9 protein-coding genes are annotated in these 12,558 nt (G+C 54.3%); all 9 read right to left on the reverse strand.

Annotated features, from left to right (window positions below; all coding sequences use genetic code 11):
* Positions 1-692: 692 nt before the first annotated feature.
* The 9 genes from HDR50_RS01890 to gmd all read right to left on the reverse strand — a co-directional run bounded on the left by HDR50_RS01890 (position 693) and on the right by gmd (position 12,470).
* Positions 693-1,577: a putative nucleotide-diphospho-sugar transferase gene (locus HDR50_RS01890; protein ID WP_291355414.1), complete on the reverse strand. Its 885-nt coding sequence runs from the start codon at positions 1,575-1,577 to the stop codon at positions 693-695.
* A 34-nt stretch (positions 1,578-1,611) separates the two neighbouring features.
* Positions 1,612-2,646 (reverse strand): glycosyltransferase family 2 protein, encoded by a 1,035-nt coding sequence (locus tag HDR50_RS01895; protein WP_291355416.1) that lies wholly within the window; start codon positions 2,644-2,646, stop codon positions 1,612-1,614.
* 3 nt (positions 2,647-2,649) lie between these two features.
* A complete protein-coding gene (locus HDR50_RS01900; protein WP_291355418.1) occupies positions 2,650-3,852 on the reverse strand; it encodes an ABC transporter ATP-binding protein in 1,203 nt (400 codons plus the stop codon).
* Between the two features lie 9 nt (positions 3,853-3,861).
* A complete protein-coding gene (locus tag HDR50_RS01905) occupies positions 3,862-4,626 on the reverse strand; it encodes an ABC transporter permease (protein WP_291355420.1) in 765 nt (254 codons plus the stop codon).
* On the reverse strand, positions 4,619-6,064 hold the full coding sequence (locus HDR50_RS01910) for a glycosyltransferase family 2 protein (protein ID WP_291355422.1): 1,446 nt from the start codon (positions 6,062-6,064) through the stop codon (positions 4,619-4,621). The genes HDR50_RS01905 and HDR50_RS01910 overlap by 8 nt, the downstream gene beginning before the upstream one ends.
* A complete protein-coding gene (locus HDR50_RS01915; protein WP_291355424.1) occupies positions 6,061-6,897 on the reverse strand; it encodes a hypothetical protein in 837 nt (278 codons plus the stop codon). The genes HDR50_RS01910 and HDR50_RS01915 overlap by 4 nt, the downstream gene beginning before the upstream one ends.
* The gene (locus HDR50_RS01920) at positions 6,894-9,416 is read right to left on the reverse strand and encodes a glycosyltransferase family 1 protein (protein WP_291355426.1); all 2,523 of its coding nucleotides are present in this window, start codon (positions 9,414-9,416) and stop codon (positions 6,894-6,896) included. Before HDR50_RS01920 ends, HDR50_RS01915 begins: the two co-directional genes overlap by 4 nt.
* 2 nt (positions 9,417-9,418) lie before the next feature.
* Positions 9,419-10,753, reverse strand: coding sequence for a glycosyltransferase family 1 protein (locus HDR50_RS01925; RefSeq protein ID WP_291355428.1), 1,335 nt, complete (start codon positions 10,751-10,753; stop codon positions 9,419-9,421).
* Between the two features lie 679 nt (positions 10,754-11,432).
* Positions 11,433-12,470, reverse strand: a complete 1,038-nt coding sequence (gene gmd, locus HDR50_RS01930) for a GDP-mannose 4,6-dehydratase (protein ID WP_291355430.1) — start codon at positions 12,468-12,470, stop codon at positions 11,433-11,435.
* Between the last annotated feature and the right edge of the window lie 88 nt (positions 12,471-12,558).

The following is a 12,558-nucleotide window of genomic DNA, read 5'->3' on the forward strand; positions in this document are numbered from 1 at the left end:
GAAGAATTTTTTGAAAAAGAGCCTCTCACATACAGATATTTTGGCGTGCCCGAAGTCAAGCTGCTCAATGACAAAACCCGCCTTGCGCGCACCATGAGAAATAAAATTCACAGCCTCCTCCGGTCAAAAAACCAGCGGGGTCTGTCTTCGGGGGGGCCAAAGGCAAACCGTAGAATTTCATGCCCTGATTTCCGCCCTTGTACTGGCCAATCTTTAAAAAAGTATAAGAGTCCAAATAGCCATTGGGGAGGGAGGGGATGACATGATCGCGCGCAAGGCGTAGGCATTCATCAAACGCCGCATGGATATGTTCCAGGTGCTCAAGAACATCAAGGCACAACACCGTATCGAAGCTTTAGTCCGCAAAGGGGTAGGGAATATGCTCAAGATTCCAATGCTTGATAATGCTGTCCCAAAACCCATATTCATGTAGTGTGAGGACGCGTTGAGGTGCTCCCGCAAATATCCCTTGTCGGCGCCAATGTCTAAAATGGATTTATTATCAAGAATTTTCTTGTACTTATCATAGACATAGGCCATCTTGTCTTCACGACTGGTATAACTTATACTAGTAGTGTAAATGTTTGCACCATTTTTACTTGTGGATATCATCGCTGCCCTCCCCTAGTCATAATCCTTAAGGAATATAAATTCTAAGGGTTGTGAATAAACTACAAATCGACACTAAAAGATTAAATACTATATAAATTATTATTTAATAATGAAAGAAGGAAATATTTAATTTTAAATAAACCCCATTTGAAAGGATAAATAGAAAATTTTTCTACAGTTTTCGGGGAAGCGCCATTTAAGAGCATCGCTTTTTTGGCTTTTTTTAATGTTTTATGAAAGAGTAATAACATGGGATATGATTCGTAAAATCTTCTATACTGCGTAAATTCCCCTGATTTGATTATTTGTCGCCAGCCACCTTTATAGTGATAAATATAAATATTATCATTGAGTGGGACAGAATTCACCTGATTAAGCTCATCGCATGGCATGGAGGCTAAAGAAATCGGACCATAGGGTGTATTATAAACATAATTGTTTTTCTCCAAGTTAAAGTTTATCAGTTCATAAAAGGCCATTTGATCTACTGCCCCAAAATGATGCTGCGCAGAGCATGCGATTTCGATTCTTTGCTCATCTGTGAGGATATTAAGAATATCCTGGGTCCATTGCTGATAGAAAAACTGGACAGCCTTGGAATTTTTTGTGAGCATTACGCCTGTATTGATTTGAAATTGTTCATCCTTTGAGGTAAAAGTTATATCTGCATCAGAAAAGAAACCTTGAGGTGATTTTGAAACGATTGTATCACAGTCCAGAAAGAGGATATCCCCATTAAGTTTTGAAAGCGCTTCAGTCCATGTTTTCATTTTTAAGGGTATACGCTCAACATTCCTTTTCGGAAATGCGATATCCGTCTCGATAAATTCTGAATTTTGATAGGTTTTACATAATATATCTAGACAATCTTCATCTATATCTTGTATATAGAATAAAATTTTACTATTTTTAATCGCAGTAGATACGGACTGTAAAAAAACCGCTATATATGGAAGATACTGCATTCCATATCCAGAAGAAACTATATGCATTGCTGCCTCACTTCAATTTAAGAAGAGACAAGAAAAAAGTTTTGATATTTCTTAGAGATCGATAATTTTCTTCTATAGAGATATCGCAATTTCTACATCTTAAATATATATCATAAAGCCTGCTAAAGAAAAATTCTTCTGTATCTTCTCTCACAATTTTATGTAAACAATAAAGGAAATAGCATCGTTGATCCTCTTTTAGGCCTAATGTAATTTCCATATAATTTTTTATAAATGCCTCACGTCGCGCTTTCCATGCATCCAACAAATCTGGTGGAACCTGTAGTCTTTGATAAAGACCATAACTTATATTTTGCACCAGGCACATATCCGTGAAAAATTTATTCCATTGTTCATTGGTTTTACTGAACTTCCTGCTGAGAGAGTGGGGATTCGTGTAATAGCAATACGCACCTTTAGCCCCGGATCGTACAAATATTTGTGCGTGAATACAAAAAATCAGAACGAACAGATAGCCCTCAGCATTATTTATGTTTAAGCCACACGGAAGATTTGCCCAAAGAAGAGCTTTGAGGTACAGAGACCTGCGGAAGAGCTTACCACATGCAGACCAAAGTTGTCCGCCTCGCATAAACGAGTCAAATATATTTTGTCCGAACATGACCACATCATGGTAGTCACAGCCTGTGAAGAGCTTCAGGTCGTCCTCATTAGTGCCTTCAAGCCGGGGCCCCTGGACAAAATCGGCACCATGTTGTTCTGCAAGTAAAAACAAGTCTTCACACGTCGTCGGTTGTATCCAGTCATCGGCATCGAGATTATAAACATATTTGCCTGTGGCATGAAGGAGTCCGTCAATTCTCGCCTGGAAGAGGCCTTCGTTTTTTTTCTTCGCCAAATAAATGATATTCAGTTTCTGCTTATATGTGGAATATATTTCACTGCAATTTCCCTGCGACCCATCATTGACTAAAATAACCTCAATACTGTTTAGTGTTTGCGCTGCTATCGAGTCTAAACACCTGGGCAGAAATTCTTCGGCATTATATACCGGTACTATAATTGAAATATTTGTAGACATTCTTTATCTTTCCTCCCAAGTACACGGACATTCTAAAAGGCCCTGATACCTTGACGTTTGGCTCCTTATTTCATCTTTTGGAAATGAATCAAACATTAATGCGTTTTGTACATAGTCAATCGAATATAACGTATCTTTTGAAAAGCATACATCCAAATATAACCCTTTCCCCTTAATAGGAAATTTTCCTATCGTGCAAGATATTGCATGGATACCTTTTTTAACATTATAGCTTATGTTATCCTTACTCAAGTGGGTAAAGCATGTCACAAGTATTCCATCAGTCGTATATAAATCAATACTAAGATCTATATTATTCATATCACAATGCGCAATATATTCGACAATTATAGTAATATTTTCTCCATACTCTATTTCATGCGTAACATCTCCACGTGCACCCTTCATATAACATTTTAGGACTCGAATTTCTCCACTGCCTTGTCGGGTTTCCATATCCAAGGACAAATCTTTAGTAATATAATTTTCAGATTTTTTTAGTGAACGTTGTAGATAATGACTCGCAATATCGTGAACATCGCCATCCAGGACAAGCCGACCTTTATCAAGCAATATTCCCGTCTCGCAAATTCGTTCAACAAAGTATGGGCTATGGGAAACAAAAAGCAATGTTGTGCCGTCAGATAACAATTTTTGTACATATGTCTGGCATTTTTTTTGAAATACAATGTCACCGGTGGAGAGCACTTCATCCACCAGCAAGATGTCGGCTCGGGCATGCACAGCGATGCCAAACGCAAGCCGGCTCATCATGCCGCTGGAGTATTGCCACACCGGCCTGTCTATCCACTGCTCCAGTTCTGAAAAATCCACGACTTCCGGCTCGATTTTCTGAATCTGCCTGTCGCTGAAGCCCATGAGGGTAGCCAGCAGCCGGATGTTCTCACGGCCGGTCAGATCCATACTGATGCCGGCGTTAAGCTCGATCATGGGGAAAATTCGGCCGTGGATGGCGACGCTCCCCTTGTCGGGCGGCGTTACCCCGGCGAGCACCTTCAGCAGGGTGGACTTTCCCGCACCATTGTGGCCGAGGATGCCCAGGGAGCCGCCCCTGCGCACCTGGAAACTGATATCCTTGAGTGCGCATTCCTCCTCGCGCAGCCCGGTCTTTTTCCATGGCAGGACGGGGGGAAGGCCATAGCGCTTCCACATATTGCGCACATCGATGATGATGTCGTCATTCATGCGTATTTCCTAGATAACATCGGCCGCATAACGCATGGTGCGCCGGAAGAAGGGGTAGCCCACCAGCCAGAGGGCGCCCGTCACGAGGACAGAGATGCAAAGCGGCAACAGGCCCGGGAATTCGCCCAGAAACATGGCATCGCGGAACATGCTCACGAGGTGCGCCATGGGATTGACGGTGACGGCCCAGCGGAACTGGGCGGGCACCATCTCCGGGGGGAAAAAGATGGGCGTCACGAACATGCCGAGCTGCAGGATGATGGGTAGGAGCACGATGATGTCTCGCCGATAGATGGCTATGCCGCAGACGAATACTCCGATACCCATGCCGAAGAGGCCGATGAGCAGGATAAGAAAAGGCAGCGCGAGCCACGAGGTTTTGGGCATGATGCCGTAGTAGAGGCACATCAGTATCATGAGGACACTGTAGACGCAGACGGTCAGCAGCGGCATGCCAAGGGAGCTGACCGCGAAAACCATCGGGTTGGCCGGCATCTTGCGCATGATGCCGAGGTTGGCGCTGATGGAGGGGAACACTCCGCTAACGATGCTGCTGAAAAACATCCAGAGCATGATGCCGGAAAAGAGGAAGGGAATCATGGGGACGCCGTCTGACTGCGGCAGCCCGAACATGAGGCGGAAAAAAATGAACACCATGAGGTAGACGACCGGGGAGATAAATGCCAGGAGCGGCCCAAGGATGGTGCGCCGGAACTGGGACTTGAAATCCCTTATGAAAATCACCCTGGTGAGGCGGAGATCCTCGTTAAGCATTGGCAGGCGCCCTCCCGTCCTGGCAGTGCCCGCAGGCCGGCGGTACGGCGGCGGGGAGCGCGCGCGAAAATTCCGCGTCCGACGTCACGGTGAATTCGCTGCCGGCAAAGGCCGCGGCGGCATCACGCGCCGCTACCGGCGCATACACCACGGCCACCGGGCGCCGGGAGGCGATTTCCCGCGCTTCGTCGAGCATGGTGCGCGAGAAGTCCCACAGGGAGTCCGACGCCGCAACGCACGCCGGTTTTTCGGAGTGCCGCACTAGGATCCTGTGTACCCACGCGCCATCTTCAAAATCAATGCGGTCATGGCCTTCGCCCGCGGTGAGCACATGCACCTGCGCCCCGGCCGCCGCCAGCTGGCGTGCCCTTTCCTGCACATCCCGTGCTGCCGCGTCCGGCGGATCGGGGTGCCACGTCTGCGAGAGGAGGATGCAACAGGCCTGCCCCTGCGGGTATCGGAATTTGGGAAAGGGCCTGAAGGATGCGCTCCCACGCAGGAGGTGCGGGTCGGGCAGTCGTTGACGGCCCGACAATCCCCGCGCAAGCCCGTGGCGCAGGGCGCTGTCCGCCTCGCGCTCAAAACGTTCGGCATCGGCCGGGAGAAGGATGCCCTGGTCCACGGCCCAGCGCACATCGCCGCGCCACCTTTGAACGAACTCGTCCATGACATGCAGTATTTCCTGAGTGGAAGCGAAGGATTTGCCATGGATAAGGGAAAAATACATCTTGTTCTTAATGAGTGAATACCAGCTTGTCAGCACACGGTTTGGAGTGCGTATCGAACTGGGGAGAAATTTGTGATGAATGAAGGCGTTTCTCAACTGGGAGACTTTCCAGCCATTGTCGACCATGCGCACGATCATGTCGTTTTCATCAAGAAAATATTCAAACTCTTCGTTAAACCCACCCAGTTCAGCGACTGGCGCATGACGAAACAGGCTGTTCGCCATGACAAAGGGAAAACAGAAGCCCTTGGGGAAATTAAACTCGGGCGTGGGCCGGTTCCAATGCTGGTCGACATCTCCGAAACGGTCTGAAGTGCCAAAGGTCCACTGATACCCCTTGCCCGTATGGTCGTGCAGGAAGCCGGCCGCAACGCCCACTCCGGGGTCATCGAAAGCGGGCACCACATCGTCAAGCCATTCCGGTTCCGGAATGGAATCATCATCCAAAAAGGCGAGAAGCTCCCCCGATGCCAGGCCTATGCCCATATTCCGGGACTTGGAAAGATTGCGCACCGGGCAGCGCCCGAAGACGATGGCATCGCCCAGGGCCTCGCACAGTTCCCATGTGCCGTCATTGGTGGGGCCCGCCACCACCACCACTTCAAAGGAGGGGTAGCGCACATAGCGCAGGCTCTCGAGGCAAACGCGCAGGCTGTCGGCGCGGCCATCGGTATTGATGATGACGGAAACCGTCCTTGGTTCGGAATTCATGCAAGCTGCCCGCGCGCGGCGATGAATTCATGCAGGGGCGCCTCGCCGGCCCCGGCATCCGCGGCGGAGGCAGCGACGACCGCATATCCGGCCTCGGTAAGGAGAGCCCGCGCTTTGGCCCCGTCCGAAACCGTGCAGCGCAGAAGCCCCTCTGGCCCCAGCAGCTCGCGCCAATAGGGCAGGAGGGTCCGCGCAAAGTCCCAGGGATAGATCTCATCCATGTGATCTATCCGAATCTCCGCCAGTTCGCCGGGCGTAAAGGGGAGATTACCCGGCTCGGCCACGATGTCCACGCCGGGGGTGGCCCACGTCCAGATATTCAGGACATCGGCCGGGGCCTCGGCCTGGCAGCGGAGAGCGCAACGGATGCTGCGGTCCGCGCTCATGACGGCCAATTTTTCCTGGGCGAGGATGCGCGGGGCAACCGCCAGTTGCGCCCGGGCCAAGGCCGATGGCCCACCGCATGCGAGGAGCAGCTCGGCACGCACGTATTCCATTCTGCGCGCGAGGGCGCCGCCAGCCCGACAGGCCGCCTCTTCGCCGCCAGCGGCATTGCGGGCGCAGGCGCGCAAGGCCACGGGCACGGATTTTTCAAAATTCGCCAGCAAGCTCGTCAGCTCGTCCTTCGCCTTGACCTGCTCGTCCCTCACCTTTACCAAGTCGTCCATCGCCTTGGCAAGCTCGTCCTTCAACCTGACCTGATCATTCCCTATCTGGGCTGCCTCAACGAGCAACTGCTCCGCCCGCCTAACGGCCTGATAGCGCTTCTCCAGCTTGGCTACGAGGGGTACCGATTTCAGCCGGTCTTTAATATATCGTCTGATGCCGCTCATGATGACCTCCGACAGGGTTCTTTCCCGCCGTTCTCCGCTACATGGATACCGATGGCGGCGAGCAAAGCCTGACAGCTTTCGCGCCAGGTGCTCCATCGGATACCCGTGGAAGAAGGCGCATTGCCCCGGGCGTACGCCGCCAGCCACTGTCTCAGGGCGGCGGCCAAATCCCCGGCTTCCCTCCCGGAAAAATAGAAGGCGTGCTCACCGGCAATTTCCCTGAATACGGGGATATCCCGCAGTATCAATGGCTTGCCATAGCGGGCGCCCTCAATAAGGCTCAAGCCAAAGCCCTCGGCCTCCGACGCCGACAGGACCACTGTGGCGGCATCGTAGACTTGCGCGAGATATTCGTCGCTGATGCCGCGAAGCCTGAAAAGCCGCTTCCCCAGTTCGGGGTGTGAGGCCAGCGTGGCTTCAAAATCGTCCATCTTCCAGCCGCTATGGCCTACAAGGACTAGATTAACATCCACCCCAACAGCCCATAGCATTTCGAGAGCAGCCAGCGTTTGCCTGTGACCCTTGCGCGGCTCAATGGTGCTCACCATGAGAATGGATGGTCGAGTACGCAGTTGTTGAAGTGTCTCTATGGCGTCTTCAGGGAGCCCCATTGAAGGCTGGGTTTGCTCTAGGTCTGCCCCGTTGTGCACAGATGCTATCTCTAAATTAGGACGCAAGAGCTCCTTAGTCGCAAGCCAGTGTTTTACTTCTCCCGCCACACTTGCTGAAACACAGATAATACCATTAAATTGGGCGATGGCTCGTAGCCAGCCTTCAAAATTCACGAGGACACCCTCAAAAATATACTGCGGAAAAAGTAGGGGTATGATATCATGCACAACGAAATACATGCGTACGCCCCAGGCGTGCATCGTCTTGAGCCAGTCAAAATGGTCCACGGTTTGGTCAACCGTAAGGTCTAGGCCCAAAAAGATATCCTCCGGGCCATAACCCACGGGGACGTCGCCCTCCAGGCCGTCGTCATAGCCGAACAGCCTCTGGGCCGCCTCATGGGCGTAGACATAATAGCCCTTATTTTTCGCCGGGTGCACAAAGCGCACGAGCCAGCCCCGGGGGGGGGTACGCACTAGCTCTAGGGCAATGCCACGGGTCACGCGTTGGACACCCGTCCTTGAATCAAAGATTGCCAAGGTGCCAATATCGACCAAGAGTTGTGGTTGCTGCGGGGGGAAGGTATGTGCTAGGGCGTCGGCGAGGAGCACGGTCTCCCTGTCGGCAGACGGGGTGGCCAACTGCCGGCAGAGCCGTGCCAGCCGGAGCTGCGGCTCCTCGTCGGGCCAGACTGCGGCCCGTCTGGCGCCCTGCTCTTCCAGCGCCGAGGCGATGATCTCGGCACAGCGTTTCCAGGAGAACAGGGGCGCGCGCTCCAGTGCCCTGCGGACAAGCCGCTCCCGAAATTTCGTATCCGTCAGGGCCTGTGTCATTTTTTGGCAAAGGTCATCCACATCCCGGGGGTCGAAAAACGCTTCGGGCCAGTCGAGGATCTCTGGCACCGCTGTGGCGTTGGAGCAGATGACGGGAGCGCCGCAACGGATGGCCTCCACAACGGGCAGCCCGAACCCCTCGTTCAGGGAAGGAAAGACAAAAAGCGCGCAGGAACGGTAAAGGTCGCGCAATTCGCTGTCGCTCACATAGCCCAGGAGACGCACATCCTCCCCGGACAGGCCGAGGCTTGCGCAATGCGCCTCGTACTCTTCGAGCATGTGGGCCTGGCCGCCGCAGGGCAGCACGAGCTGGTAACGTGCGCTTAATTCGCGGGGCAGCCGCGCATAGGCTTGGAGAAGTCCACGGACGTTCTTCCTTTCGTCAAGGCCGCCGGCGTAAAGGATAAATTCACGGGAAATGCCGAACGCATCAAGCAGGCGTTGCCGTGCTGCGGGGGCAAGCTCCCCGGGGCAAAAGAGCGCGTCCGCCCCCAGCGGCAGGACCCGCGCGGGAATTCCTGGCAAATGTTCCCTGCATTCCTCACGCACAAAGTCCGAGATGGGAAAGACCACGTCCATCTGGCGCAACTGTTGCAACAGCTCGGCATATCTCTGCCACGACACGGCGTCTGTGTATTCCTGCTTCTGAAGCAAAGGGATGAAGTCATACACCACCGCGGCCAGCAGGCATTTGCCCTTGAGGGGCGTCGGGTCACAGAAAAAATTGTAGCTTGTGTATTCCATCATGCTGGGGACGAGCACCACATCCGGGTGAAGTCCCGCAAGGAATTCCGGATAAATGGCCGACGCCCATTCGTGATGGCGTCGTGCTTTCCCCTTTATGAGGGCCAGGGGGGGGACGGCCTGCCAGACATGGACGTGCCCCTTGGGGAGCAGCGGCCCGAATTGCTCGCGCAGGCTGCCAAGGGCCCTTGGAAACAACCCGTTGAGGGCCAGATGCACTTCATGGCGCTCCTGCCGGATCAGGGCTTCCGTCAGGCTGCGGGTGACGCGCCCCACGCCCCGGAACCGGGAATCCGTCTGCGCTCCCTGCATGTCAATGACAATGCGCATGCTTACTCCTCATCGTGCTCGGTCAATTTTATATATATTCCCCTCGCACGTGGGGAGAGACTGTTATATTCATGCACGATAGCATCATAATGGAGTTTCGTATCTTTAACCTTGCTTATCAACCTTTTTCTAAATGCGGGAAAGACCATAAAGCCACCGAGCAACAACTTCTTAAGCCATGGCAGCTTTTCAATGCATTTGACCGCAAAATATATGGAGCACTTCAAGTAGCGCTTGTGCTTGTCCCTGAGCCTGTTGTTGCCAAGTAAAACCTTGAGGGTGCTGAAACCGGGCCAGAGTTGGGGACCGCCCGCCCCAGGAAAGGTTCGGTCGAGTGCTTCCGAAAGCAGGGCCGTTTCGTGGGCGCTCATGGGAGTGGCCAACTGCCGGTAGAGCGGCGCCAGCTGCTCCTGCTGCGGATCTTCGGGCCAGACTGCGGAGCGTTTGGTGACAAGCGCATCAAACGCCGAGAGGATCACATCGGCGCAACGCGCCCAGGAGAACAGAGGGGCGCGTTCCTGCCCCCGGTCTCTGAGCCTTTGCCGGAATTCCTCATCGGTCAGGGCCTGTGTCATTTTTTGGCAAAGGGCGTCCACATCCCGGGGGTCGAAAAACGCTTCGGGCCAGTCGAGGATTTCCGGGACCGCTGTGGCGTTGGAACAGATGACGGGCGCGCCGCAACGTATGGCCTCAACCACTGGCAGCCCGAAGCCCTCGTTCAGGGACGGAAAGACAAAAAGCGCGCAGGAACGGTAAAGGTCGCGCAGGTCGCTGTCGCCCACATAGCCCAAAAGACGCACATCCTCTTCGGAAAGGCCGAGACTGGCGCAATGGCGCCCATACTCTTCAATCATATGGGCCTGCCCGCCGCAGGGCAACACAAGCTGGTAGTGTGCGCGCAATGCGCGCGGCAGCCGCGCATAGGCCAGCAGCAGGCCCTGGACATTCTTCCTGTCATCCAGGCCGCCCGCATAAAAGATGAATTCACGGGAAATGCCAAAGGTATCGCGCAGCCACCTGCGTGCGGCCTCGTCCACAGCCCCGGGGCAAAAGAGCGCGTCCGCCCCCAGAGGAAGCACACGTGCGGGAATGCCGGGCAAATACTCCTTGCACCCCTCGCGCACAAAGGCCGAGATGGGAAAGACCACATCCATCTGGCGTGACTGCTGGAGCAGTTCGCCATATCTCGGTCCGGAAACGGGATCCGTGTATTTTTGCCATTCACGCAGAGGAATAAAATCGTACACCAAAGCCCCGAGCAGGCATTTGCCTTTCAGGGGCGTGGCGTCAAAAGAAAAATTGTATGTCGTATACTCCATCAGGCTGGGAACGAGCACTGCATCGGGGCGCAACCCGGCAATGAACGCCCCATAAATGGCCGACGCCCATTCCCGGTGGCGCGGCGTGGCCTCGGGGAGCAGGGCAATGGGCGGGAGGGCCTGCCAGACATGGATATGACCCGGGGACAGCAGCGGCCCGAACTGCTCTTGCAGGGCGCCGATGGCCTCAGGGAGCAGCCCGTTGAGGGCCAGGTGCACCTCATGGCGCCCCTGCCGGATAATGGCTTCCGCCAGGCTGCGGGTAACGCGGCCGATACCCCGGAAGCGGGAGTCTGTCTGGGCTCCCTGCATGTCGATGACAATGCGCACCCTAGTCACCTCCGCGTCCGATCAACTGGCGGTATATCTCCCGCGCATGGGGCGGGAGGTCGTCATAGTCATGCAACTCTGCATCGAGCGGATATTTTGTATTTCTTACAATGTATATCAATTTTCGACGCAAGCCAGGAAAAGGGGTGAAGACCTTGAGACATGCCTTCTTGAGGAGCGGCTGGCCTTCGATGGAACGCCCTACGATACGTATGGCGAATTTTATGCAGCGCTTGAGCATGGACATGTACCTTACGAGTATACCCGGAAGAATAGGGGACGGCGCAAAAAAGTTTTCAAAGCCTTCACAGGCCGCCCCGACGCCACCCCGGCAGGAAATCTCCATCTATCCTCGGAGGGTCCGCTGTTACGCGACTTCTTCTTTTTTGACCCTTTCCACATCGGCTTCCACCATCATGCGGCAAAGCTCCTCCAGCCCCACATTGGCCTGCCAGCCCAGCTTATCCTTTGCCTTGGCGGGATTGCCGATGAGCAGGTCCACCTCTGCCGGGCGATAGAACCTGGGATTCACCCTGACGAGGGTCTTCCCGCTTTCGGGAGCGAAGCCCTCCTCCTCCAGCCCCTCGCCGCGCCAGGCGATATCCATGCCCACGGCCTTGAAGGCCATGGTCACGAAGTTGCGCACGGTCTCGGTGCGCCCGGTGGCGAGCACATAGCTGTCCGGCGCCGGAGCCTGGAGGATGCGCCACATGCCTTCCACATATTCCGGCGCGTAACCCCAGTCGCGCTGTGAGGAGAGATTGCCCAGCTCCAGATGGTCCTGCCTGCCCATGCTGATGCGCGCCACGGCGTCGGTGATCTTCCGGGTGACGAATTCAATGCCGCGGAGCGGGGATTCGTGGTTGAACAGGATGCCGCTGCACCCGTAAATACCGTAGCTCTCCCGATAATTGATGGTCATCCAGTGGGCATAGAGCTTGGCCGCTGCATAGGGACTGCGCGGGTAGAGGGGAGTGGTTTCGGATTGGGGCACCTCCTGCACCTTGCCGAACATCTCCGAAGTGGAGGCCTGGTAAAACCGTGTGTCCGGCTTGACCTGACGGATGGCCTCCAGCAGGTGGACGGGCCCCATGCCCGTGATCTCGCCCGTGCTCAGGGGCTGGTCAAAGGAGACGCCCACAAAGCTCTGGGCGGCAAGGTTGTAGATCTCATCCGGGGCCGCCTTGTCCACCAGCCGCAGGGCCGAGGACATGTCCGTAAGGTCGAATTCCACCAGGTCCAGGTCGGGATGATGGCGCACCCCGAGATGTTCCAGACGCCAGAAATTGGGCGAGGAACTGCGGCGATAGGTGCCGGAGACCTTGTACCCCTTTTCGAGAAGAAGCTTGGCGAGATAAGCCCCGTCCTGACCTGTGATGCCCGTGATGATCGCTTTTTTTGCCATGAGGGTCCTGCCGTGTGGTTCTTGGGGCTCATCGCCCTGCCTGCGCCCGTGTCCCCCAGCCTTGGGGGAGAGGCCGCAGATGCCGTTG

The organism is Desulfovibrio sp. (assembly GCF_014803725.1).
Classification (GTDB): Bacteria; Desulfobacterota; Desulfovibrionia; order Desulfovibrionales; family Desulfovibrionaceae; genus Desulfovibrio.

Coding starts and splice junctions, on each gene's coding strand:
- HDR50_RS01890 (WP_291355414.1), bottom strand. CDS start 1,577: ATGCAGTATCTTCCATATATAGCGGTTTTTTTACAGTCCGTATCTACT.
- HDR50_RS01895 (WP_291355416.1), bottom strand. CDS start 2,646: ATGTCTACAAATATTTCAATTATAGTACCGGTATATAATGCCGAAGAA.
- HDR50_RS01900 (WP_291355418.1), bottom strand. CDS start 3,852: ATGAATGACGACATCATCATCGATGTGCGCAATATGTGGAAGCGCTAT.
- HDR50_RS01905 (WP_291355420.1), bottom strand. CDS start 4,626: ATGCTTAACGAGGATCTCCGCCTCACCAGGGTGATTTTCATAAGGGAT.
- HDR50_RS01910 (WP_291355422.1), bottom strand. CDS start 6,064: ATGAATTCCGAACCAAGGACGGTTTCCGTCATCATCAATACCGATGGC.
- HDR50_RS01915 (WP_291355424.1), bottom strand. CDS start 6,897: ATGAGCGGCATCAGACGATATATTAAAGACCGGCTGAAATCGGTACCC.
- HDR50_RS01920 (WP_291355426.1), bottom strand. CDS start 9,416: ATGCGCATTGTCATTGACATGCAGGGAGCGCAGACGGATTCCCGGTTC.
- gmd (WP_291355430.1), bottom strand. CDS start 12,470: ATGGCAAAAAAAGCGATCATCACGGGCATCACAGGTCAGGACGGGGCT.